This window comes from Streptomyces sp. NPDC001194 (assembly GCF_042896985.1).
In the GTDB taxonomy this organism is placed as follows: Bacteria; Actinomycetota; Actinomycetes; order Streptomycetales; family Streptomycetaceae; genus Streptomyces.
The window spans coordinates 338,040-362,131 of record NZ_JBIAXU010000005.1 but is presented as its reverse complement, the minus strand read 5'-3'; the positions used below and the strand labels follow the sequence as shown (position 1 = coordinate 362,131).

General features: G+C 71.9%; 17 protein-coding genes. 6 read left to right on the top strand and 11 right to left on the bottom strand.

Translation table 11 applies throughout. The annotated features are described in order from the left end of the window. Positions 1–39: 39 nt before the first annotated feature. The 3 genes from ACFY1T_RS15370 to ACFY1T_RS15360 all read right to left on the bottom strand — a co-directional run bounded on the left by ACFY1T_RS15370 (position 40) and on the right by ACFY1T_RS15360 (position 6,322). The gene (locus tag ACFY1T_RS15370; protein WP_390788548.1) at positions 40–1,383 is read right to left on the bottom strand and encodes a hypothetical protein; all 1,344 of its coding nucleotides are present in this window, start codon (positions 1,381–1,383) and stop codon (positions 40–42) included. Further along, entirely contained in the window at positions 1,380–3,827 is a 2,448-nt protein-coding gene (locus ACFY1T_RS15365; RefSeq protein ID WP_390788547.1) for an N-6 DNA methylase, read from the bottom strand. Before ACFY1T_RS15365 ends, ACFY1T_RS15370 begins: the two co-directional genes overlap by 4 nt. 1,304 nt (positions 3,828–5,131) lie before the next feature. Next, positions 5,132–6,322, bottom strand: a complete 1,191-nt coding sequence (locus tag ACFY1T_RS15360) for an acyl-CoA dehydrogenase family protein (RefSeq protein ID WP_390788619.1) — start codon at positions 6,320–6,322, stop codon at positions 5,132–5,134. A gap of 181 nt (positions 6,323–6,503) precedes the next feature. Between ACFY1T_RS15360 and ACFY1T_RS15355 the strand changes: the two genes are divergently transcribed. Beyond that, the gene (locus tag ACFY1T_RS15355; RefSeq protein ID WP_390788546.1) at positions 6,504–7,337 is read left to right on the top strand and encodes a hypothetical protein; all 834 of its coding nucleotides are present in this window, start codon (positions 6,504–6,506) and stop codon (positions 7,335–7,337) included. Positions 7,338–7,349: 12 nt separating this feature from the next. Here ACFY1T_RS15355 and ACFY1T_RS15350 read toward each other — a convergent pair whose 3' ends face one another. Both ACFY1T_RS15350 and ACFY1T_RS15345 read right to left on the bottom strand, forming a co-directional pair. After that, on the bottom strand, positions 7,350–8,186 hold the full coding sequence (locus tag ACFY1T_RS15350; RefSeq protein ID WP_390788545.1) for a ketose-bisphosphate aldolase: 837 nt from the start codon (positions 8,184–8,186) through the stop codon (positions 7,350–7,352). Further along, positions 8,183–9,085, bottom strand: coding sequence for an SIS domain-containing protein (locus ACFY1T_RS15345; RefSeq protein WP_390788544.1), 903 nt, complete (start codon positions 9,083–9,085; stop codon positions 8,183–8,185). The genes ACFY1T_RS15350 and ACFY1T_RS15345 overlap by 4 nt, the downstream gene beginning before the upstream one ends. Before the next feature lie 150 nt (positions 9,086–9,235). Here ACFY1T_RS15345 and ACFY1T_RS15340 point away from each other — a divergent pair, with 150 nt between their 5' ends. Continuing rightward, positions 9,236–10,015 carry a DeoR/GlpR family DNA-binding transcription regulator gene (locus ACFY1T_RS15340; RefSeq protein WP_390788543.1) on the top strand — a complete coding sequence of 260 codons (780 nt, stop codon included), beginning with the start codon at positions 9,236–9,238 and terminating at the stop codon, positions 10,013–10,015. A 25-nt stretch (positions 10,016–10,040) separates the two neighbouring features. Here the strand turns inward: ACFY1T_RS15340 and ACFY1T_RS15335 are convergent, their stop codons facing one another. The 3 genes from ACFY1T_RS15335 to tdh form a co-directional block, all read right to left on the bottom strand. Next, on the bottom strand, positions 10,041–10,955 hold the full coding sequence (locus ACFY1T_RS15335; RefSeq protein WP_390788542.1) for a LysR substrate-binding domain-containing protein: 915 nt from the start codon (positions 10,953–10,955) through the stop codon (positions 10,041–10,043). Between the two features lie 64 nt (positions 10,956–11,019). Further along, positions 11,020–12,228 (bottom strand): glycine C-acetyltransferase, encoded by a 1,209-nt coding sequence (locus ACFY1T_RS15330; RefSeq protein WP_030865167.1) that lies wholly within the window; start codon positions 12,226–12,228, stop codon positions 11,020–11,022. A 219-nt stretch (positions 12,229–12,447) separates the two neighbouring features. Continuing rightward, complete coding sequence (gene tdh / locus ACFY1T_RS15325) at positions 12,448–13,476, bottom strand: L-threonine 3-dehydrogenase (protein WP_390788541.1); 1,029 nt, start codon at positions 13,474–13,476, stop codon at positions 12,448–12,450. A gap of 215 nt (positions 13,477–13,691) precedes the next feature. Here tdh and ACFY1T_RS15320 point away from each other — a divergent pair, with 215 nt between their 5' ends. Next, complete coding sequence (locus tag ACFY1T_RS15320) at positions 13,692–14,600, top strand: alpha/beta hydrolase fold domain-containing protein (protein WP_390788540.1); 909 nt, start codon at positions 13,692–13,694, stop codon at positions 14,598–14,600. A gap of 30 nt (positions 14,601–14,630) precedes the next feature. Here ACFY1T_RS15320 and ACFY1T_RS15315 read toward each other — a convergent pair whose 3' ends face one another. Both ACFY1T_RS15315 and ACFY1T_RS15310 read right to left on the bottom strand, forming a co-directional pair. Beyond that, complete coding sequence (locus ACFY1T_RS15315; protein WP_390788539.1) at positions 14,631–15,557, bottom strand: class I SAM-dependent methyltransferase; 927 nt, start codon at positions 15,555–15,557, stop codon at positions 14,631–14,633. Between the two features lie 106 nt (positions 15,558–15,663). Beyond that, complete coding sequence (locus ACFY1T_RS15310) at positions 15,664–16,596, bottom strand: LysR family transcriptional regulator (RefSeq protein WP_390788538.1); 933 nt, start codon at positions 16,594–16,596, stop codon at positions 15,664–15,666. 136 nt (positions 16,597–16,732) lie between these two features. On the opposite strand from ACFY1T_RS15310, the gene ACFY1T_RS15305 reads away from it, so the two are divergent. The 3 genes from ACFY1T_RS15305 (at position 16,733) to ACFY1T_RS15295 (ending at position 22,109) form a co-directional block, all read left to right on the top strand. Continuing rightward, on the top strand, positions 16,733–18,202 hold the full coding sequence (locus ACFY1T_RS15305; protein WP_390788537.1) for an MFS transporter: 1,470 nt from the start codon (positions 16,733–16,735) through the stop codon (positions 18,200–18,202). After that, entirely contained in the window at positions 18,171–20,378 is a 2,208-nt protein-coding gene (locus ACFY1T_RS15300; protein WP_390788536.1) for a SpoIIE family protein phosphatase, read from the top strand. Before ACFY1T_RS15305 ends, ACFY1T_RS15300 begins: the two co-directional genes overlap by 32 nt. Before the next feature lie 324 nt (positions 20,379–20,702). Continuing rightward, on the top strand, positions 20,703–22,109 hold the full coding sequence (locus tag ACFY1T_RS15295) for an APC family permease (protein ID WP_390788535.1): 1,407 nt from the start codon (positions 20,703–20,705) through the stop codon (positions 22,107–22,109). A 166-nt stretch (positions 22,110–22,275) separates the two neighbouring features. Here ACFY1T_RS15295 and ACFY1T_RS15290 read toward each other — a convergent pair whose 3' ends face one another. Further along, complete coding sequence (locus ACFY1T_RS15290) at positions 22,276–24,078, bottom strand: glycoside hydrolase family 15 protein (protein ID WP_390788534.1); 1,803 nt, start codon at positions 24,076–24,078, stop codon at positions 22,276–22,278. Positions 24,079–24,092 lie beyond the last annotated feature (14 nt).

The following is a 24,092-nucleotide window of genomic DNA, read 5'->3' as shown; positions in this document are numbered from 1 at the left end:
CGTAGAGCCAGAGGCCGACCGCCGGAGCCAAGTGGGTTGTCAGGCCATGCCGTCGCTGATCATCTCTTCCAGGCGTCGCCTGAGCTTGGCCTCCTCCTGGAAGACCTTCTCCCTGGCTTCTCGCACCTGAGTCTGCACAGCGACCCACACATCTGCCAGCTTCTCCTGCTCGGGGAGCGGGGGAAGCGGAACAGCGAGTTCACGTACGTCGGTGCTGTTGATGGTGGCGAGGTTGGTGGTCTTCTTCGCCCGGCGCCGGAAGTGGCTCCTCGCCGGGGCCGTCTGCATATAGGCGAGTAGGTACTCGGGAAGCAGTTGATCCCGGTCCGTTCGGACGCGAAGAACGTGGTTCTGATGGACACAGTCGGGGATCTGGCCGGCCCATAGCGCGGGGCGTCCGACAAGCTCGGCGCTGTTGCCTTCACACAGGAGAACATCGCCCGCCTGGAGAAGGAACGGGGCCTCTGACCCTGGCGGGACCTCGATCTGCTTGATCTCGGTCAGGTCGAAGTAGCCGTCCTGGACGTTGGCCACGCGCAGGTAGGGGCGCGCGTTGGGGCCCGGTCGGTTGGCGGGGCTCTTCTGCAGCCCGTAGGACACGGCGGCGAGCTCCCCGAGCGGACGGACAGGGTAGTCGCTGGTGAGTTCAGTCGATACACCTCGGGCCGTGTGCGCCGCCGCAGGCACCGCCCAGGCACCAAGCCGAGCACTGTCCACGACGAAGGGGAAGCGGATCGGGGCAGCTTCTGTGGCAGACAGGCCCAGGAGCCGGGTGATCTCTTGGATGCCCTCCGCCGGAGCGGACTGCGAGGCAGCCTGTGCTTCCGCGATGCGCTTGAGCGCCTCCTGCTCAGCGAGGACAATCTGCTCCTGCTCGACAAGGCTCGGAACGGGGATGGTGAGGGTCTCGAACAGTTCAGGTGCTACCCGCTTGCGTCCGCTGTGTCCGACAACAAGGGCTTCCACTTGGCTGCGGAACACCTCGGTGCGGCACAGCAGACGCATGTACTCGGGCAGCAGATATCCAGGCGAGCGCACGTCGTAGATCGGGTATTCGGCGCTGAACGCCAAGCTCCCGTGCTCTTCGGGCACTACACCGATCGCGCCGTTGCGGACATCGATCTTGCTGAACACCACGTCCCCGGAATGCGCGGCGAATGAGCGGCCCTTCAATGCTGCATCGGCCGGCCTCAGGGACATGCTGCCGTCGAAGTGGATACTCCCAAGGCGCAAACCGCCTGGATTGGACTCGCTGCGACGCACGGCCACGTCGCCGATCGGGCGAAGCTCCTGCGGCGGACGGTGCCAGGTTCGGGCGAGGACGTGCTTGACGTCCCAGCGTTCCAGGACATGGGACGCCTTGACACGAATGACCGCGCTCACAGGCTTGGCTCCTGCTCTTGGGCTCCGTCGAGCGCGAGCTTCGCCTCCACCCGTTCACGGTAGCCGTCGGGATCGGCCTGGAACTTTCGGATCTCCTCCAGGATCCCTGGCAGGTCATTGGCCACACTGTTTCCGGTTTCGCCGGTTGCCGTGATGCCCGCAGCTTGAGCTTCCGCCATGAAGACGGGGTAGCTGAAGCGCTGTTTGGCCAGTTGCCTGACCAAGGTCTCCTTCTTGCGCTCCAGCTCGGCCTCCTCGCGCGCGTGCTGACGGGCCAGGCCCTTGCTGCGAGCCTTGTCGTCCTCGGTGACCGCAGTGCGAAGCTGGCGCTTCTTCGCCGCCAGTGCGTGGCGCTGCGACGGGCCCGCCGCTTCCAGCTGGCCGATCTCGTCGATTAGCGGCGCAAGGTCCTCTCGGTCGTACGTCTGCGAGCGACGCAGCAAGGCCTCCAGCGCTTCCCGCTCCGGTGCGAGGTCCTCCTCGACTTCCCTGGCCGCCTGCTCCTTAAGCTCTGCGAGCTGGTGGGCCTCCTCATCGGTGAAGCGCTTCAGGAACACCAGGGAGGTCTTCACCGTCGCCTTGGAGCTTGCGAAGACCTCCTGCGGAACGGACACCACGGCTGTCACCTTGGCGTGGTCTTCCACGTACTCCCGAAGCCATGACATCGAGGGGTTGTTGAGGATCCCGTCGGGCAGGACGATGCCCATGCGTCCGCCCGGCTCGAGCAGTCTGATGCAGCGCTCGACAAAGAGCGTCTCGGTACTGCGAGACGGGCGTACTTTGGCCGCGTCCAGGGGGCCCGCAATTGGGTCCCGGCCGATGTCGAAAAGCTCTATGATCGGCCGGCTCCGCTTCTCGGCCTCCATCATGCGTCGCTGGGAAGACAGCCAGGGGTCACCGAGCTTTGCCCTGTACTCCTCCACCAAACGCGAGTCGCTCAGCGCGCTGGTCTGGGCTGTCGAGCCAACGAGCTGATCCTTCGTCACCGTGGCACCGAACGGAGGGTTGCTGAGCACCACCTGGAAGGAGCCTTCGTAGACGTCCCGGATGTCAAGCAGGCCGTCGTGGTGATAGATACCGCTGTGTCCGTCACCATGCATGATCATGTTCATCTTGCTGGTACGTGCGGCCCTGGTCTCCGCGTCGACCCCGCGGATGCAGTCCCGTGCCGCCCGGTGCAGGCGCCCGCGCTCGTTCTGAACGTCGAGTTCCCGGTTAAGCTCGGCGTAAGCCTCGCCGATCTTCTCCAACAGGGTCTCCGGGCTCCACTTCTCAGCCTTGGCCTGCTGCTCCAGCTCAGCCCGACGGGCTGCCTTGCTGCTCTGCACGTCGTGCTCGATGCTCGCGCGCACGCGGCCCAGGGCGGTGATAAGGAAGCCTCCGGTGCCGGCCGCAGGGTCGATGACCCGCTCACCCTCCTGGGGGTCGAGCACGTCGACCATGAAGTTGACCAGTGGCCTCGGTGTGAAGAACTGCCCGAGATCACCGCGGAAGGTATCTCCCAGGAAGCGTTCGAAGGCCAAGCCCTTGACGTCCTCACCGGTGTCGGAGAGGTTGAATTTTTCCAGCTTTTTGACGATCGTTTCTAGCGTCGCCATTGAGATATTGAGGACATCCCGCGATCCGAACAGTTTATCCCTCTTGTAAAAGTCCTTCGTGATATCGAAGAGCTTCTCGAGGAGCTTACTAGGATCCTCGCGCAGGAGATTATTCTTGGCCACGTCGCGCAGAGTGTCGGTGGTGAAGACCTCTCCCTGCCCTGACCGTTCGAAGGCCATCTTGATGAATAGAACCTTGGAGATCTCGTCGAAGGCCGCGCCGGGGTCCATCTTGTGGTTGTCGCGCAGAATGCAGTGGCAGTCGAACAAGAGGCGCTGGAACTCGTCGCGGGTGAACGCCTTCGTGGACCTCCGGATCTCCGCCAGCCGCTTCACGTTCTTCAGCTCGGATGCCTTGGGTACGCTGGCGATCTCCACGCTTTCACCCGGGAAGCCGGGTGAAAGCTTGAAATAGGAGGTCGTCTTGCTGTTGTGAAGCACGAGGAACTCGACGCCAGCGCCACGAGCGTAGCTCTCACCCTGCTCGTAGTCGGCCCGGCGGATCGGGACGTTCTCCGCCTTGGTCTCGACCACCATGACGTAGTCACGATTCTCCAAGAGCGCCTGGGGGGATTCGGCTACCACGATGTCCGCGCGGACAGACTTGCGACCTGAGGCGGCGCGGACTTCCTGACGCATCTGACCGAGATCGTAGCCCCACTGTGTGTGCATACGGTGGATGAACTCTTGCCGGACGAGTTCCTCAGGCTTGGCGAGCAGCCACGTCTGCTTCAGCGGAGCCCAGACCCAGTTCCCGTCACGATGCAGCGGTTCGTGGCCGTCCCGGTAAGGGTTCGCAGGGACGACCTTCGGCTTGCGTCCCGCTGCCACGGTCGACTTCGACATCCTGCTCCTTGTTGTCTGAACTGCTACACAGCTACGCCAGCGATGGCCAGCTCGAGTAAGGCTCTCGAGTGCACCTAGCTGGCACTGGACCGACGGCGGGTCATACGCCAGCGATCTCCGTGGGGGTCTCCAGCAGGGTGAAACCATCCCGCCACAGAGTAACAATCGGCGGGGAACGGTCCGGCCAGACGCTGTCAGCGCCTGGCTGGACCGGCTGCTATCTATCCGTCGCGATCCCACCACAGAGCGTCATAGGTCAACGAGCTCGAAGCCCACCGCACGATCGAGTGCATCCACGGCCACCCAGTGCCACCCCCTCTGCCGGCGCTGCGGACGGGTCGAAGTCCGGTCAGCCTCGGCCAGGACAGCGTTCTTGCGGCACCATACCGATCGCGCACGGAACGAGCGACCGACCGCGCGCTTGTGTACATGCCAATGGCGGGAGGGTGCCTGCCAGTGGCGCTGAAAGGTCAGCCGCTTGCCTGGGTGTCCCTGCGACTCATCCTCGTATCCGAGCGCCAGGACTGACTGTGGCACTTGCGGATGCCTATGAGGCCATCGAACGAGTCGCCGTCGTCCCGAGAACCCTCTCGCGGCACGGACCGGGCAGAAAGCGCCTACCTACAACCCGACCCGTGACACCGTCGAAGATGCCGTCGACCCTTCCGGCAGTGGCAGGAAACGCGCGAGACACCCGCAGTGCGCATCCTACGCTGAGGCGCTCCCCTGGCCCCGGCGAACCGCTGACCTTAGTCATGTCACCGAGGCCAAGTCATTTCAGCGATCGGCACCTCGCACGAGGATTGGGGTAGTTCGCGGATGGCCTTCGAGAGGGTTTGAGGGCCGATGGAGTGGGTTGCGCTGGCCCTGGCGATCGCCCCGGCGGTGCCAAGTTCAGCGCCCGGCTGTGCACTATTCACTGCGGCACGGCAGAAAGAACTGCACCGAGTCACGCGCTACTGCAATCTTTCGTGCCGCTGCGCCGCTCAACATCGACGCCGCGCCCATACGTGGGCACCGCTTCCACGCCTACTGGAATTGCGCCCTCCACCCACAACGCCGCGACACAGCCGCGTACCCGCGGGCGCCGGCCAAAGACCAACACCTGCAGTGTCCTGGATCAACGAGCGCCCTCAGGGACACGCATTACCAGGTCAGCAGTCGTGCACGGGGGCCTCGGAGTGGGTTGACGAAGCTCTCGAGGAGAGATTCGTCTGACGACCTGGATCGCATCCCACGCTACAACGGATCACGGTGCCAACCATCCATCTTTTGTGCCAACTAAAAATCCTCGTCACAGGGATTCAGCGGCGGACTCGGGGCATGCCCAGGCCTATCCAGGAGATGATCTCTCGCTGGATCTCGTTGTTTCCGCCGCCGAAGGTGAAGATGACCGCGCTGCGGTAGCCGCGTTCGAGTTCGCCGTGCAGGACCGCGCCCGCGGAGCCGTCCTTGAGGGAGCCGGCCGCGCCGACGACCTCCATCAGCCAGGCGTACGCGTCCCTGCGGGCCTCGGAGCCGTACACCTTGACGGCGGAGGCGTCCTGGGGGGTGAGGATGCCGTCCTGGACGGCGCCCACCATCTGCCAGTTGAGGAGCTTCATCGCGTCGAGGCGGGCGTGGGTGCGGGCCAGGCGGCCGCGGACCCAGTTGAGGTCGATGACGCGGCGCCCGTCGGCGAGTTTGGTCTGCGCGACCCAGCGCTGGACGTCGTGCAGGGCGCGGATGGCCATGGTGCCGTGGGCGGCGAGGGTGACGCGCTCGTGGTTGAGCTGGTTGGTGATCAGGCGCCAGCCCTTGTTCTCCTGGCCGACGCGGCGGCTCGCGGGGACGCGGATGTTCTCGTAGTGGCTGGCGGTGGTGTCGTGCGAGGCCAGGGTGTTGATGAGGGTGCAGGAGTAGCCGGGGTCGGCGGTCGGCACCAGCAGCATGGTGATGCCCTTGTGCGCGGGGGCGTCCGGGTCGGTGCGGACGGCCAGCCAGACCCAGTCGGCGGTGTCGCCGTTGGTGGTCCAGATCTTCTGTCCGTTGACCACGTAGGTGCCGGTCTCCTCGTCGCCCTCGCGCACCGCCTTGCACTTGAGGGCGGCGAGGTCGGTGCCCGCGTCGGGCTCGCTGTAGCCGATGGCGAAGTCGATCTCGCCCGAGAGGATGCGCGGGAGGAAGTACGCCTTCTGCTCGTCCGTGCCGAACTGCATGATGGTCGGCCCGACCGTGTTCAGCGCCATCAGCGGCAGCGGGACGACGGCCTGCGCGGCCTCGTCGAAGAAGATGAACTGGTCCATGGGCGACATCCCGCGGCCGCCGTACTCCTTGGGCCAGCCGACCCCGAGCCAGCCGTCGGCGCCGAGCTTGCGGATGGTCTCGCGGTAGAAGCGCTTCTGCGCGGCGGGGTCCTCGTAGCGGGCGTAGACGTCCTGCGGCACCAGCTCGGCGAAGTAGGCGCGCAGCTCGGTGCGCAACTGCTGCTGCTCAGGCGTGTATTCGAGGTGCACGGCCCCTCCGGGTGTCTCGCGGTCCAGCCGGTCGCTGTGGTGGCGGCGCACAGAGTAGAACGTGTTCCAAGAAGGGGGAAGGACTCGCGGGGCGCCGTTTGCGCCGACCGGCGGCGGGGCGGCGGCCCGTGACCCACAATGGGCTTGCGAAGAGCGGCAGTTCGATGATCCGGGGGGACACGTGGACGAGAAGGCCTGGGAGCGGGAGTTCGCCGGACGGGACCGGATGCCGAAGCGCCGGGACCGGACGCCGGGGCCGGCGGATCGGCTGCCCGCCGGGCGGGATCCGATGCCCGGGGACCGGGACCGGGACCGGCTGCCCGGCGACCGGCTGCCCGGCGGCCGGGGCGAGGGCTCCGGGGGTGTGACCCAGATCCACGAGCCGGGCGCGCTGCCCGTCGACCCCGAGAGCCCCGACCGCATGCGCGCGTGGGAGCTGCTGCCGGACGACGTACGGGCCAAGACGCTCGAGAAGGCCGGCCGCTCCCTGGTGTGGTGGGCCCGGGTCTACTCCGACGGCGCCCCCTTCGCGGTGGTGTTCGGGGACCGCGGCCTGTGCCGGGTCCAGCCGGAGTACCGGGACGGCCGGGCGCAGGCGCACCGGGGCGAGCGGCTCCGGGTGGCGCCCGGCTCGCTGGTCAGCCGTTCCTTCGACGGGCGCCCGGCGCCGGCGGGCGGCGCGGGCGCGGCCGCGCCCGGCCGGCCCGGTGCGCCGGTGGAGCGGCTGGTCCTGGACCCGCCGGAGGCGCAAGGCGTGCTCGGGCACTTCCCGCTCGAGGTGCAGGACTTCCTCCAGCGCCCCTTCCTGGCCGGGCAGCGGACCGTCACGGCCGAGTGGTACTACGAGGAGACCGTCCAGCCCCGGCACAGCGACCTGTTCGTCCTGCTGTGCCTGTCCACCGACCGCGACGTCACCGCGATCGAGGCCCGCCGCTCCCTGGACCGGGGCGCGACACCGGACCGGGCCCGGTGGCACACCCTCACGTGCCACCGGGCCCGGCTCAGCCCCCGCTGACCCCTCCCGCCGTCAGTTCAGCGCCGTGATCATCGCCGCGGCGGTCGCCGCCATCGCCGTACGGGCCGCCGTCAGGTAGGGCCGGGGGTCCGCCGGGGTCAGGTGGGTGCGGATCGCCTCCGTCATGGCCAGGTTCAGCGCGGTACCGATGTTGACCTTGCGGATGCCGCCCGCGACCGCCGCCGCGAGTTCCGCGTCCGGCAGCCCCGAGGAGCCGTGCAGCACCAGCGGCACGTCCACGGTCTTGGCCAGCCGGGCCAGCAGCGCGTGGTCCAGCTCGGCGGTGCGGCTGGTCATCGCGTGGCTGCTGCCGACCGCCACGGCCAGCGCGTCGACCCCGGAGTCGGCCACGAACCGGCGCGCCTCGTCCGGGTCCGTACGTGCGCCCGGCGCGTGCGGGTCCAGCGGGGCGGCGCCGTTCTTCCCGCCCACCTCGCCCAACTCGGCCTCGATCCACAGCCCGTTGGCGTGCGCCCAGTCGGCCGCGGAGCGGGTGGCCTCCAGGTTCTCCGCGTACGGGAGCTGCGCGGCGTCGTACATCACCGAGCCGAACCCGGCGTCCACGGCTTGGCGGAGCAGGTCGGGGCTCTTGACGTGGTCGAGGTGCAGGCCGACCGGGATGCCGGCGGCCTCCGCGCACGCCGCGGCCGCGCGCGAGATCGGGAGCAGCTGCCCGCCGCGGAACTTCACGGCGTTCTCGCTGAGTTGGAGGATGACCGGCAGGCCCGCCCGCTCCGCCCCGGCGACGACGGCCTCGGCGTGCTCCAGCGTGATGATGTTGAACGCGGCGACGGCGCGGCCCGCGGCGGCCGCGTCGAGGACGAGCGTCCCGGCGGAGACGAGGCTCATCGGACCGCCTCCTCACCGGCGGTGAGGATCACCGAGCGGGTCAGGTTCCGCGGCTGGTCCGGGTCGAGGCCCTGGTGGGCCGCCACCGCGATCGCCAGCCGGTGGACCCGTACGAGCTCTGCGAGCGGGTCGAGCCGGCCGGCCACCCACTGGCCGCCCGTGGCCCGCACCTGCTCGGCGAGGCCGGCGGGCGTCTCGCCGAGCGACCAGGTGAGGGTGCCGGGCCCGGAGACGCTGATCGGCCCGTGCCGGTACTCCATCGCCGGATACGACTCGGACCAGGACAGGGAGGCCTCGCGCATCTTCAGCGCGGCCTCGTGCGCGAGGCCCACGCTCCAGCCGCGGCCGAGGAAGGTGAACTGGCCGCGGCTCGCCGCTTGTTCGGGCAGCGGTTCGGCCAGCGCGGTGCGGGCGTCGGCGACGACGGAAGGGGTGTGCAGACCGAAGTGGGCGCGCAGCAGGGTGAAGGCGGTGGTCGCGAAGCGGGTCTGTACGACGGACTGCTCGTCGGCGAAGTCGAGTACGACGAGCTCGTCGGCGAGGGTCATCACCGGCGTCGCCGGGTCCCCGATGACGGCGGTCGTGCGCACCCCCGTGTCCCGCAGCCCGGCCAGCAGGTCGAGCACCTCGGTGGTGGTGCCGGACCGGGTGAGCGCGACGACCCGGTCGTAGCGGCGGTGCAGGGGGAACTCGGAGGCGGGGAAGGCGTCGGTCTCGCCCTGACCCATCTCCTCGCGCAGGGCGGCGGCCGCCTGGGCCATGTAGTACGAGGTCCCGCAGCCCACGATCGCGGTACGCTCCCCCGGCCGCGGCAGCAACGCCCGGTGGGCCGGGGCCAGTTCGGCGGCCCGCTCCCAGCACTCGGGCTGTGTGCCCAACTCGTACGCGACGTGGCTCATGCCGGCTCCCTGGCGTGGTGAGTGCAGTTTCCTGCAAGGTAGCGGCCCATTTCACGCAACTTCAAGCACCCAGGGGGGTTGATCTCCTGGGTTAATGTCGACGCGTAGGCCGTTGGAGCACACCCGAGGGGGTCGATCACCGTGGGGTCCATGACCCGCAAGGAGCGCTGGCAGACACTGCTGGACCAGCTGGTGGAGCGGGGCGAGCTGGAGGTGGAGCCGGCCGCGGAGGCCCTCGGCGTGTCCGCCGCGACCATCCGCCGCGACCTCGACCAGCTGGCCGAACAGCAGCTGCTGGTCCGCACGCGCGGCGGGGCGGTGGTGCACGGCGTCAGCTACGAACTCCCGCTGCGCTACCGCACCTCGCGCCGCGCCGCCGAGAAGCACCGGATCAGCGAGGCGGTGGCGGAGCTGATCGCCCCGGGCGAGGTGATCGGCCTGACGGGCGGCACCACCACCACGGAGGTGGCCCGGGCGCTGGCCGGCCGCCCGGACCTGGCGACGGGCTCGCCGGCGCTGACGGTGGTGACCAACGCGCTCAACATCGCGGGCGAACTCGTCATCAGACCGCAGTTCAAGATCGTCCTGACCGGCGGGGTCGCCCGCCCCCAGTCGTACGAGCTGACGGGCCCGCTGGCGCAGCAGGTGCTGGGCCAGCTGACGATGGACACGGCGGTGGTCGGCGTGGACGCCTTCGACCCGGCGGACGGCGCGGCGACCCGCCACGAGGACGAGGCGGCGATGAACCGCCTCCTGTGCGAACGGGCCCGCCGGGTGGTGATCGCGGCGGATTCCAGCAAACTCGCGGTCCGCGCCTTCGCCCGCATCTGCCCGACGCGGTCGGTGGACGTCCTGGTGACGGACACGGCCCTGCCGGACGGGGTGGCGGCCGAGTTCGAGGCCGCGGGGGTGGAGGTGCGGAGGGTGTGACGGCCGCCCCCGCCCCGACCGCCCCTCAGTGCGCCGGCAGGCGTCCCGCCTCCTGCGACAGGGCTGCCAGGATCGGGGCGATCAGGGGGTGGGACTCCGCGCCCCGGCGGGTCGCCGCGAAGACCCTCCGGGTGGGCGTCGATCCCGAGACCGGGCGGACCTCGACCTCCTTGAGGTCCATGCCGCGCAGCGCCGAGCGCGGGACCAGCGCCACCCCCGCCCCGGCGCCCACCAGGGCCGTCACGGCGCGGAAATCGTCCGAGGAGTGCACGAACCGGGGCTGGAAGCCCGCCAGTTCGCAGGCGAGCAGCGTCACGTCGTGGCACGGGTTCCCGGGGTACTGCCCCACCCAGTCCGCGCCGGAGAGGTCCGCCAGCGGGACCTCGGGAAGGTCGGCCAGGGGGTGTCCCGAGGGGAGCACCGCGTCGAAGGGCTCCGCGTACAGCGGGAGCACCGACAGGCGGCCGTCGTCGGCGCCCGGGGCGCCGCGGTACTCCACCGCCAGCGCCAGGTCGGCCTCGCCGTCGAGCAGCAGCGGCAGGCTCTGGTCGCCTTCCGCGTCCCGTACGCGCAGGCGGATGCCCGGGTGTTCGCGGGCCAGGCGGCCGATGGCGGGGGCGAGGACCTCGGCGATGCCGGTCGCGAAGGCCGCCACCGTCACCTCTCCCGCCGCGCCTCCCGCGTAGGCCGCGAGCTCGGCTTCGGCGCGCTCCAGCTGGGCGAGGACCTCGTGGGCGTGGCCGAGCAGGATCTCGCCGGCCGCCGTCAGGCGTACGCCGCGGCCGCTTCGGGTCAGCAGCGCGTGCCCGGTCTCCTGTTCGAGCGCCGCGAGCTGCTGGGAGACGGCGGAGGGGGTGAGGTACAGGGCTGCGGCCGCGGCGGTCACCGTACGGTGGTCCGCCACGGCCCGCAGAATGCGCAGCCGGCGGGGGTCGATCACCCCACCATTCTCGCAGGTGGAGCGGGGCGGCCCGGCCGGCCGAGCCGCCCCCGCCCGTGCGGCCTCAGGCCTGCGTCGCCGCCAGGGCCGTGCGGGCGTCCGCGAAGGCGGCCACCGCGCGTTCCACGTCCGCCGTCGAGTGGGCCGCCGAGAGCTGGACGCGGATGCGGGCCGCGCCCATGGGGACCACGGGGTAGGAGAAGCCGATCACGTACACGCCGCGCTCCAGCAGCAGTTCCGCCATCTTGGCCGCCTCCGCCGCGTCGCCGATCATCACCGGGGCGATCGCGTGGTCGCCGGGGAGGATCTCGAAGCCGGCCTCGGTCATCTTCGTGCGGAAGAGCGCGGTGTTGGCGGCGAGCCGCTCGCGCAGGTCGCCCGCCGACTCCAGCAGGTCCAGGACCTTCAGGGACGCGGCCGCGATGACCGGTGCCAGGGAGTTCGAGAAGAGGTACGGGCGCGAGCGCTGGCGCAGCAGCGCGACGATCTCGGCGCGGGCCGCGACGTAGCCGCCGGAGGCGCCGCCGAGCGCCTTGCCGAGAGTGCCGGTGATGATGTCGACGCGGTCCATGACCCCGTGCAGCTCGGGCGTGCCGCGGCCGCCGGGGCCGACGAAGCCCACCGCGTGCGAGTCGTCGACCATGACCATGGCGTCGTAGCGCTCGGCCAGGTCGCAGATCTCGGCGAGCGGGGCGACGTACCCGTCCATCGAGAAGACGCCGTCGGTGACGATGAGCTTGCGGCGCGCGCCGCCCTCGGTCGCCTCCTTCAGGCGGGCCTCGAGCTCGGCCATGTCGCGGTTGGCGTACCGGAAGCGGCGGGCCTTGGAGAGGCGGATGCCGTCGATGATCGAGGCGTGGTTGAGGGCGTCGGAGATCACCGCGTCCTCGGCGCCGAGGAGGGTCTCGAAGACGCCGCCGTTGGCGTCGAAGCAGGAGGAGTAGAGGATCGTGTCCTCCTGGCCGAGGAACGAGGACAGCCGGGCCTCGAGCTCCTTGTGCACCTCCTGCGTGCCGCAGATGAAGCGGACCGAGGCCATGCCGTAGCCCCAGCGGTCCAGCGCGTCCTTCGCCGCGGCGACCACCTCGGGGTGGTCGGCCAGCCCCAGGTAGTTGTTGGCGCAGAAGTTGAGGACCTCGCCGGGGGCGCCGCCCGCGGTGACGGCGACGGCCGCGTTCTGCGGGGTGCCGATGACGCGCTCGGGCTTGTGCAGGCCCGCGGCGCGGATCTCGTCGAGGGTGGTGCGGAGGTCTTCGCGTACGGACTCGAACATGGGCTTCGGCTTCTCCTAGTGCGGCGGACGAAGGGGGCCGGGCCCCGCGGAGGGGGGAGGGTGGGCGGGGCCCGGCCGGAGGGAGATGGTTCGGTGGGACGGAGGCGGGCAGGTCCGCGGGCGGGGAGGGCGCTCACGCCTTCCCCGCCGGGACCCGGGTCAGGGCCCGGGGGCCGGGGGCCGGGGGCCCGGTCGGCGGGCCCGGGGGCCCGGGGGCCGTTACGCCGTCCAGTCCAGGATGATCTTGCCGCTGCGGGCGGTGGCCGCCTCGTCGAACGCGGCCTCGAAGTCCCGGTGCGAGTAGCGGCCGGTGATGACGGGGCTGAGGTCGAGCCCGCCCTCCAGCAGCACCGTCATCGCGTACCAGGTCTCGAACATCTCGCGGCCGTAGATGCCCTTGATCGTGATCATCGAGGTGACGACCTTCGCCCAGTCCACCGGGAACTCCTGCGCCGGCAGGCCCAGCATGGCGATCCGGCCGCCGTGCGTCATGTTGTCGATCATGTCGCGCATGGCCTCGCCGCGGCCGGACATCTCCAGGCCGACGTCGAAGCCCTCGCGCAGGCCCAGCTTGGCCTGTGCCTCGGCGATCGAGGACTCGGCGACGTTGACGGCGAGGGTGGCGCCCGCCTTGCGGGCGATCTCCAGCCGCTCGGGGCTGACGTCGGTGATGACGACGCTGCGCGCGCCGGCGTGCTTGGCCACGGCCGCCGCCATGATCCCGATCGGGCCCGCGCCGGTGATCAGCACGTCCTCGCCGACCAGCGGGAACGACAGCGCCGTGTGGACGGCGTTGCCGAACGGGTCGAAGATCGCCGCCACGTCCAGGTCCACGGCGGTCCGGTGCACCCACACGTTCTGCGCGGGCAGGACGACGTACTCGGCGAAGGCGCCGTCGCGCCCGACGCCGAGGCCGACGGTGCTGCGGCACAGGTGGCGGCGCCCGGCCAGACAGTTGCGGCACTTGCCGCACACCAGGTGGCCCTCGCCGCTGACCAGCGCGCCGAGCTCGATGTCCCGTACGTCAGCGCCGACCGCGGCGACCTCGCCCACGAACTCGTGGCCGAGCACCAGAGGGGTCTTGACGGCGCCCTGCGCCCAGCCGTCCCAGGAGCGGATGTGCAGGTCCGTGCCGCAGATGCCGGTGCGCAGCACCTTGATCAGCACGTCGCCGGCGCCGTACTCGGGCTCGGGGACGTCCATGAGCCACAGCCCGGGCTCGGCCTTGTGCTTGACGAGTGCCTTCATGGGGGTGGCTCCAGGCATGCGGAGGGGACGTTGCAACCACTGGTGCGGGTGCGACGTATCGACAGGCACCAATCTGCCGAGCGCGGAGGTGATCAGTCCATCGAGGATTTCTTAAGCGGGTCGACAGCCCAGCTTCACGCCTATGCTCCTCACGTGAAGGGCTGTGGCCTGGGCAGGGGCCCGCGGCCGGGGCAGGGAATGGGGAGGTGAGGGGCGTGCCGAGTCTGCGCAGCAGAGCGCTGTCGGTCGCGCTGATCGCGGCGGGGCGGCGAAGACGGTTCGCGAGTGCCGAGGCGGTGCGTGCACGGGTCGCGGAGACGGCCCGCCGGCCGGCGTCGCACCTGCCGCCGCGCTCACTGGGCCGGGTCGCCGACGTCTCCCGCACCTTCGTCGGTGCCTGGCCGGTGTACGACGCCTCCCCGCGCGGGATCGAGCCCACGGTCCAGGTGCTGTACGTGCACGGCGGCGGGTACATCGACGAGCTGGTCCGGCCGCACTGGTCGATGATCCGGACCCTGGTCACGCAGGCGCGGGCCCGCGTCGTCGTGCCGGCGTACATACTGGCCCCGCGCGGGACCGCCGACCGGACGGTTCCGGTGGCCGCGGACCTGCTCAGCGGACTCATGGCGAGCGGCGGAGCGGGCGGCACGGTGCTCGTCGGGGACGCCGCGGGAGCCGGCCTGGCACTGGCCGCCGCCCAGCGCCTGCGCGACCGCACCGGGGACCAGCCCTCGCGGATCGTACTGATCTCGCCCTGGCTGGACCTGACCATGAGCCACCCCGACCAGGCGGCGATCGAGGCCGCCGACCCGTTCCAGGCGCGGCCGGGGCTGCTGGAGGCGGGCCGGCTGTACGCGGGCACCCTGGCCACGGACGACCCTCGGGTGAGCCCCCTGCACGGCTCCTTCGCGGGCCTGGCGCCGCTGACGGTGTTCACCGGCACCCACGACGTGCTGACCACCGACAGCCGGGAGCTGGCGCGCCGGGCCCGTGAGCACGGGGTCGAGGTGGAGTTCCACGAGGAGCCGGGGCTGCCGCACGGGTACCCGCTGCTGCCGGTGCCGGAGGGGCGCGCGGCCCGGGACCGGATCGTGGCGCTGATCAGGTCCGCCGCCGACGAGTGACGACCGGCCGCCGGGCCGGGGTGCGGGCCGTCATGCGGTGCAGGTCATCAGCGAGCTGATCGGCCAGGCGCGGTAGGCGGTCCAGTACGCCTCGTCGCGCGCGCCGTCGGCGGGAGGCGTCCGGTTCGGCTGCCAGCCGACCGTGGAGAAGCCCGCCTCGACGGCGGCCTCGGCGAAGTCGGCGTGCGCCCACTCGCGGAACTCGAAGTCGGCCGGGGGCTGGGTCAGGAACTGCGCCTTCAGCAGCGGGGCGTCGCCTTCCTGGACGCGGTCGACGATCCGGACCCCGTAGGGCGACCAGTCGACGTGCGGGAAGGCGCCGGCGTTCGGCACGATGGCCAGCAGCCGGCCGCCGTCGCGCAGGTTGGCGCGGATCGAGCGGAACATGGCGTGCAGCGAGGACCGGTCGGCGGCCTGGTTGAACAGGTACACGGCGGTGGCCAGGTCGAAGGGGCCCATCTGCGGGAGCTTGGCCGCGTCCGCCACCAGGTACTCGATCGACCCGGCTTCGATCGAGGCGGCCCCGGTCGGCGCGTTTCCGGTCGGCCCGTCCCCCGCCGGAGCGTCCCCCGCGGCCCCGGTCGGCGCGGCCCCGCAGAGAGCCGTCCCGGCGCCTTCGGCCGCCGCCGCCCCCGACGACGCCCCGCCCGCCGGACGTACCGCACCCACCGCGGCCTCCAGCGCGCCCACGCCGCCCCCGCCGATCACCCCGTGCGCGCGGGCCAGCCGGATCATCTCCTCCGAGATGTCCACGCCCACGGCCCGCCGGGCCCCGCCCCGGGCCAGCAGCCGCGTGTTGTAGCCGTATCCGCAGGCCAGGTCGAGGGTGTCGAGTCCGCGCACCCCGCCGAGCGCGTCGAGCGCCCCGAGCAGGGTGTGGGTGTCGGCCGCCGAGAAGGCCGCCGTGGTCTTCGACTCCACGAAGCGATCGCCGATGCTGTCGTACTGGAACCGCATGCTCTGCCTTCCGTGGCGGGGTGGGTCGCGTGCGTATGGTGCCCCGGAGCGCGCCCGCCGGGTCCGGGTGCGGCGGCCCGTCCCCCGGACGGGGGAGGCGTTCGGGTCAGTGCGTACGGCGTACGGGGTGCCCCGCGACCGCGGGGAGCAGTTCGCGGGCGCAGTCCCGCAGCCAGGCGTGGGCCGGGTCGGCGTCGTGGCGCGGGTGCCAGGCGAGGCCGAAGGGCAGCGTCGGCAGGTCGAGCGGCACCTCGAAGGCCTCCAGCCCCAGCTCGGCGGCGAGCGGCACGGCCTGGGAGGCGATCAGGCCGACGAGATCGCCCTCGCGCAGGATGAACAGGGAGGCGGGGTAGGAGCCGACGGTGCCCACGACCCGCCGGGACAGTCCCTGGCGGGCGAGGGCCGTGTCCACGGGGCCTTCCAGCCGGCCGCGCCGGGAGACGATGAGGTGCTCGGCGGCCGCGAACCGGCGCGCGGTCATCCGGCCCCGCAGCAGCGGGTGGCCGGCCCGGGCCACGCCCACCATGTGCTCGTCGAAGAGGCGCTCGACGCGCACCTCGGGGGATCCGCTGTCCACGACGCCGAGTTCGAGGTCGGCGACGCCCTCGCGCAGCGCGGGGGTGTCCACGTGGCTCTCCGACAGGAAGCGCAGCCGTACGCCGGGGGCCTCCCGGGCCACGCGCGAGAAGAGCGTGGCCCCGAAGGTGGCGGCGAAGGCGTCGTGGGCCAGCACGGTGAAGGTGCGGGTGAGGGTGGGCAGGTCGACCTGTCCGCCGCTCAGGAACAGGGCCCGGGCCCGTTCCACGACGGCGCGTACCTCCCCGTGGACGGCGAGGGCGTGCGGGGTCGGGACCATGGTCCGCCCGGCGCGGACGAGCACCGGGTCGCCGAGGGCCTTGCGGATCCGTCCGAGGGTGCGGCTCATGGCGGGCTCGGAGAGGTGCAGGCGGGCCGCCGCGCGGGACACGCTCGACTCCTCCAGGAGGACGTCGAGGGCGACGAGGAGATTGAGGTCCAGGCCGGATTGCGTCACACGCATTCATCCCTTGCAGAACTTGCACTGGAAAGCAGGTCATCCCAACTCTACGGTGAGGAACGGGGGATGAAGCCGACCGCGCTCCCCTCCCCCACACCACGCCACACCACTTCACCGCCACCGACTCCGAGGAGGAGCCGTGCTCCGCCATGCCCTCAAGCGGGATGCCCGAGATCCCGACACCACCGCGCCCGCCCCGGCGTCCGGCGCCCTCACCCGGCCCGTGCTGCTCGTCCTGTGCGCCTGCGTGCTCGTCGCCCAGGCCATGGTCGCCGCCGTCAACCTGCTGATCCCGCAGCTCGCCGCCTCCGCCCTGCACCCGACGCCCGGGCAACTGGTGTGGTCGGTCGACGCCTACGTCATCGTCTTCGCCGCGCTGCTCATCCCGGCCGGCGCGCTCGGTGACCGGTACGGCCGCAAGGGCGCCCTGCTGGCCGGTCTCGGGCTGTTCGCCGCGGGCGGCGCGGTCAGCGCCCTCGCCTCGGCCCCGGCGGTGCTCATCGCCGGGCGCGGGCTGTGCGGGGCCGGTGCGGCCCTGATCATGCCCGCCACCATGTCCGTACTGATCCACCTGAGCCCGCCCGAGCGCCGCGGCCAGGCGCTGGCGACGTGGACGCTGTCCGCCGGCCTCGGGGGCCTGGCGGGCAACGTGGGGGGCGGTCTGGCCGGGGAGTACCTGACCTGGCGGGCCCTGTTCTGGGCGGTCGTCCCGCTCGGCGCGCTGCTCGCGCTCGGCGTGGCCCGTACGGTCCCCCGCACCCCGGCCAGGGCCGACGCCTCCGTCGACCCGGCCGGCGCGCTGCTGCTGGCCGGGGCTCTGCTCGCGGTCGTCTACGGGATCATCGAGGGGCCCTCGTACGGCTGGACCTCGGCGGCGGTGCTGATCGCCTTCGGAACCGGCGCCGGGCTGCTCGCGGCCTTCACCGGCCACGCGCTGCGCGCCGCCCACCCGCTGCTGGACCCGCGGATCTTCGCCTCGCCCAGGCTGCGCGCCGGGTCGCTCGGCATCGGCGCCGCGTTCTTCGGGCTCTTCTCCCTCTTCTTCGTCAACGCCCAGTACCTCCAGTACGCGAAGGGCTTCTCGCCCGCCCGCGCCGGCCTGGCGATCGTCCCGCTGACCATCGGCATGGCGGTCGTGCCGAAGCTGGGCGCCCGGCTGGCCGAGCGGACGGGGCCGCGGCTGCCGGTCGGCGCCGGGCTGGGCCTGATCGGGGCGGGGCTGCTGATGGTCTCCACCGCCGACGCGGGCACCCCGTACGCCCTGTACGCCTGCCACCTGCTCGTGCTGTCGGTCGGTACGGGCCTGTGCGCGCCCTCGCTGACCCTGACCGTGGTCGCCGAGCTGCCCGCGCACCAGGCCGGGCTCGGCTCCGGGCTGAACACCGCGGCCCGGGAGATCGGCGCCGCGCTGGGGGTGGCGGTGGTCGGCACCGTGCTGGCCTCCCGCTTCCACGGCGACCCGCACGATCCGGCGCAGATCGGCGCCTTCACGGACGCGATGGGGGTCGCGCTGCGCACGGTCGCCGCGGTGCTGCTGCTGGCGGCGCTCGCGGTGGTGGCCGGCTACCGGCGCCGGGATGCAGCGCCCGGCGTCGGGGGCGCATGCTGACTGTGTGACGGCGAGACCGGACAGCGGCCCCGCCACCGACGCCACGGTCAGGGTGCTCGCGCGGGCCTGCGTCGATGCGGTGCAGGCCGTCGGCGGGTTCGCGGGCGGTGTCTACCTGCGCTCCGGAGCCGAGGGCCCGCTGCTGCTGGCCGTGATGACCGGACTGCCCGGTCGGCTGTTCCGCCCGTGGTGGCGGATGCACGTGAACCGCCCGTACCCCGTCGCCGAGGCCTACCGCTCCGGACAGTCGGTGCACCTGCCCGACGCGGAGGCGGCCATGCGGCGCTTCCCGCAGCTGATGGCCGGGCTGCCGTTCCCCTTCGGGTCGCTGTACGAACCCGTCATGGCCGGGGCCCAGCGGTTCGGGGTGCTGTTCGTCCTGCGCCCCGCGACCCCCGGGGCCGCGGTCGGCGCCGCCGACCGGGAGCGGCTGCGCACCGCGGCGGACGGGCTGGCGGAGGGGCTCGCCGCGCTCACCACGGCCGGGCAGCCGGTGCTCTGGACGGGCGATCCGGTGGGCGTACCGCCGCCGGACACCGCGCAGGGCGCCCGCGAGGCGGTGGAGCGGCTCACCCTCGCCGTGCTCTCCGTGGACCGCGAGGGCAGGATCCGCTACGTCAACCACTCCGCCGCCGGCCTGCTCGGCCTGGGCGCGCCGGAGCTGCGCGGACGGTTGCTCTGGGAGGCCGTGCCGTGGCTGGGGCAGCCCGCGTACGAGGACCACTTCCGCGGGGTGTTCATGTCCGGGGAGCCGGTGCGCTTCCCGGCCCGGCTGGGCCGGCAGCAGGACTCGCCATGGGTGGCGGTGGACCTGTATCCGGGCGTGGACGGGGTGACCGTGACGATCGACGCGGCCGAGCCGCCCGGCTACGCGCCGGAGCCCGGGTCGGTGGTCCGCCCGGGCGCCGGCCCGGGTTCGCCGGCCGACCGGGCCTCGGCGCTGTACCGGCCCGTGTCCCTGGCCATCGCGCTGACGGAGGCGGTCACGGCCCGCCAGGTCTCGGCGGTGGTCACCCAGGAGCTGCTGCCCGCCTTCGGCGGCCGCCAGCTGGCGATCTACCTGCTCAACGAGCGGCATCTGCACCTGGCCTGGGAGACGGGCTTCCCACAGGGCTTCCTGGACCGGTTCGACGGGGTGGCGCTGGACGTGCGGCTGCCGGGCGTGGAGACGCTGACCACGGGCCGGCCGATGTTCTTCGAGTCGATGGAGCACCTGGCCAGCGCCTATCCGGGGATCCCGCTGGACGCCCACGTCGGGGCCCGCGCCTTCCTGCCGCTGATCGCCTCGGGACGGCCCGTGGGCTCCTGCATCCTCGGCTTCGACGCGCCGCGCGGCTTCAGCCCGGAGGAGCGTGCGGTGCTGACCGCGCTGGCCGGGCTGATCGCGCAGGCCCTGGAGCGGGCGCAGCGCTACGACACCGAGGCGGCGCTGGCCCGTGGACTGCAGGCGGCGCTGCTGCCGCACCGGCTGCCGGTGCGCGAGAACGTGGAGACGGTGGGCCGGTACCTGCCGGGCACCCAGGGCATGGACGTGGGCGGCGACTGGTACGACGTGGTCGAGACGGGCGAGGGCCTGCTGGCGCTGGTCATCGGGGACGTACAGGGCCACGGGGTGGCGGCCGCCGCGACGATGGGCCAACTGCGCAGCGCCGTACGGGCCTTCACGCTCGGGGGCAGCCCGCCGGAGCAGGTGATGGCGGGCACCAACCGGCTGCTGATCGGCCTCGACCCCGGCCAGTTCGCCAGCTGCTGCTACGTGCTGCTCGACCCGGCGTCGGGCCGGGCGCGGGCCGTCCGGGCCGGGCACCCGCAGCCCCTGCTGCGGCACGCGGACGGGCGGGCCGAGGTGCTGGACCTGCCGGGCGGGGTGGTGCTCGGCATCGACCCCGGCGCCACGTACCCGGTGACGGAGCTGCGGCTGGCGCCGGGATCGGTGCTCGCCCTGTACACGGACGGGCTGGTGGAGGAGGCCGGGAAGGACATCGACATCGGCGTGGAACGGCTGCGGGCGGCGCTGGCCGCGGCCCGGCCCTCTCCGCTGACCGAGACGGCCGACCGGCTGATCGGCGGGGCCGGGGACTCCTCGGACCGGCCGGACGACATCGCCCTCCTGCTGGCCTCCCGTACGGGCGGCGCGTCGGGTACGGGCGGCCGGGGAGCCGCACCGCAGTCATGACGCCCCGCCCGGGTGCCCACTCCGTGGGCAGGTGGTGTCGCCGGGGGCACATGTCGGCAAAGCGGAAGAAAATTTGCCCGCGCCCCGCTGCGGTTCCCGCACCCGCACTCCGTGCAGCGTTTACGCGGTCTTAACGCCGCCGTCGGCCGGGCGCAGCGGTACGGGGCGACGGAATCCGCAGGGGAACCGCTATTGACCTGCGGATCCCGCAGGGATTCGATGACGCCCCGGGAGCCACCGAACCACTCTGCTCACCACCGCCTCGGAGGCGATACCGCTCCCGCACCTCAGTTCACCGCACCAGCCGATCGGAACCCCGCACCGATGTCTGAAACGATCAGTGCCCCTCAGGCCCTCGCCCCCGCCACCGGGCCCGTCCCCCAGAAGCTCAAGCGTTCCATCGGCGTCGTCGGCGGCACACTGCTGACGCTCTCGTGCGTGACGCCCGCTTCGACCCTGTTCGTCGTCGTGCCCGACCTGTTCTCCAGTCTCGGCACGTGGACCGCCCTCACGATCGCCATCGGTTCGCTGCTCTGCATCGGCGTCGCGTTCTGCTACTCCGAGCTCGGCACCCTGATCCCCAGCGCCGGCGGCGAGTACGCGATGGTGTCGACCATGGCGGGCCGGCTGGCCGGCTGGCTGGTGTTCGTCCTCTCCCTGCTGGTCGTGATGATCGTGCCGCCCGTGATCGCCATGGGCACGGCCGACTACCTCGCGCCGATCGTGCACATACCGGCCCCGGTCGCGGGCGGCGGCGTGATGCTGCTCGCCACCCTCGCCGGCCTCCTCGACCTGCGGGCCAACGCCTGGATCACCGGCATCTTCCTGGTGCTCGAGGTCATCGCCGCCGCGCTGGTCGCCGTACTGGGCTTCGCGCACAGCGAGCGGGGCGCCGACGCGCTGGTGCACGGCACGGTCGCGGCCGAGGGCGGCGGCACCTCCACGGTGACCGCGATGATGGTGGTCTCCGGTCTCGCCATCGCCCTGTTCATCACCCAGGGATTCTCGACCGCCGTCTACCTGTCGGAGGAGCTGGAGAACCCGCGGCGCAACGTGGCCCGTACGGTGCTCGCCACCCTCGCCATCTCCACGGCCGTCATCCTGATCCCGGTCATCGCCATCACCGTCGGCGCCCCCGACCTCTCCGCGCTGACCGAGGGCGACCTCGGCGGGATGGTCACCGCCTGGTCCAATTCCGCCGTCGGCACCTTCGTCAGCCTCTGCGTCGCCCTCGCCATCATCAACGCCGGCATCGTGATGGTGATCCAGAACTCCCGCGTGCTGTTCGCCTCCGCCCGCGACAAGGCGTGGCCCGAGCCGGTCAACCACGCGCTGTCCAAGCTCGGCCGCTTCGGCTCCCCATGGGTCGCCACGCTCCTCGTGGGCGTCCCCGGCGCGGCCCTGTGCTTCGTCAACCTCGACACCCTGTACGGGGTCACCGGCGTCTCGGTGACCGGCATGTACCTGCTGGTCGCGGTGGCCGCGCTGTTCGCCCGGCGCGGGGCGCACCGCGAGGTGGCCGCCTGGCGGATGCCGCTGTGGCCGGCCGTGCCGATCGTGCTGATCGCCGTACTCGCCTACATCCTCAAGCAGCAGGAGACCCAGTACCTGCTGTGGACCGGCGGGATCGTGGCCGTGGCCACGCTGTACTGGGCGCTGTACCTGCGGCCGCGGCAGGACACCCGCTGGCTGGTCAGCGTCCCGGAGGACGACGAGCCCGCCGCCGTCTGATCCGCGCTCCCCCGACGGGGCCGTACGGGTTCACCCCCGTCGGCCCCGTCCGTCGTGACGACTACCTCGCCGAAGGGTGCGCACCACCGCGCCCCGCCGCCCCCGCATGACCCGGCCGCCCCCGGCCGTGGGAGGGCAGGACGGCGGGCGGTCGGATCGCGGGCGGTCAGACGGCGGGCGGGGCGGCCGTCCGGCCCAGGGTGATGGCCGTGTTCACCAGGCCCACGTGGCTGAACGCCTGTGGGAAGTTGCCGAGTTGGCGGCGGGCCACCGGGTCGTACTCCTCCGCGAGCAGTCCCACGTCGTTGCGTACGGCCAGCAGCCGTTCGAACAGCTCCCGGGCCTCCTTCTCCCGCCCGGTCATGTGCAGCGCGTCGGCCAGCCAGAACGAGCAGGCCAGGAAGGCCCCTTCGTCGCCGGGCAGCCCGTCCACCGAAGGGCCCTCGGTGCTGTAGCGGCGGACCAGGCCGCTGCTGCCGAGCTCCACCCGCACCGCGTCGACCGTGCCGATCACGCGCGGGTCGTCCGGCGGCAGGAAGCCGACCCGCGGGATGAGCAGGGTGGCCGCGTCCAGTTCGCGGGATCCGTAGTACTGGGTGAAGGTGCCGCGGACCGGGTCGAAGCCGTTGTCGATCACGTCCTGGTGGACCTCGTCCCGCATGGTCCGCCACCGCTCGATGTCGCCCAGCAGCGAGGGATCGCTCTCCATGGTGCGCACGGCCCGGTCCGCGGCGACCCAGGCCATCACCTTGGAGTGCACGAAGTGACGGCGCGGACCGCGCACCTCCCACAGGCCCTCGTCCGGCCGCCGCCAGTTGCGCTCCAGGAAGTCGAGGAGCGCGAGCTGGATCCGCCAGGCGTGCCGCTCCGCGGGCAGTCCGTTGGACCTGGCCAGGTAGAGCGAGTCGAGGACCTCCCCGTACACGTCGAGCTGGAGCTGGTCGACGGCCGCGTTGCCGACCCGGACGGGGGCGGAGGAGGCGTAGCCGCGCAGCCACGGCAGGTCGGATTCGGGGATCCGGCGCTCTCCGCCGATGCCGTACATGATCTGGAGGTCGGCGGGGTCTCCGGCGATCGCGCGCAGCAGCCATTCGCGCCAGGCGCGGGCCTCGTCGAGGAAGCCGGTCTCCAGGAGGGAGCCGAGGGTCAGGGTGGAGTCGCGCAGCCAGCAGTAGCGGTAGTCCCAGTTGCGGACGCCGCCGATCTCCTCGGGCAGGGAGGTCGTGGCGGCGGCCGCGATGCCGCCGGTCGGGGCGTAGGTGAGGGCCTTGAGGGTGATCAGGGAGCGGGTCACCGCCTCCTCGTAGGGGCCCTCGTAGGTGCACTGGGAGGACCAGTCCCGCCAGTCGGCGCGGCTCTGTTCCAGCGCCTCGTACGGGTCGCAGGGCTCGGGGCGCGGCTCGTGCGAGGGGTGCCAGGTGAGGACGAAGGCGACCCGCTCGCCGGCGGAGAGGCTGAACTCCGAGCAGGTGCTGTTGGCCTCGCCCCAGGTGGGCACGGCCGGCTCGCTGCGGAACCACGCGGAGTCGGGTCCGGCGACGGCGACCCGCTCGCCGTCGGCGCGCCGGACCCAGGGGACGACGTGCCCGTAGTCGAACCGCAGGCGCAGGACGCTGCGCACGGTGACCTCGCCGGTCAGGCCCTCGACGATGCGGATCACGTCGGGGGCGGTGTCGCGCTGCGGCATGAAGTCGACGACCTTGAACGAGCCGCCCTCCGGGGTGTCCCAGTACGACTCCAGGACCAGCGAGCCGTCGATGTAGGCGCGGCGGGTGCACTGTTCGTCATCGGGGACCCCGGCGGGCGAGATGCGCCAGTGGCCGTTCTCCTTGTCGCCGAGGAGCGCCGCGAAGCAGGCGGGCGAGTCGAAGCGCGGCAGGCACAGCCAGTCGAGGGACCCGTCGCGGCCGACGAGCCCGCTGGTCATGAGGTCGCCGATGAGTGCGTAGTCTTCGATGGGTTGTGTCATTTGTGCGCTGTTCC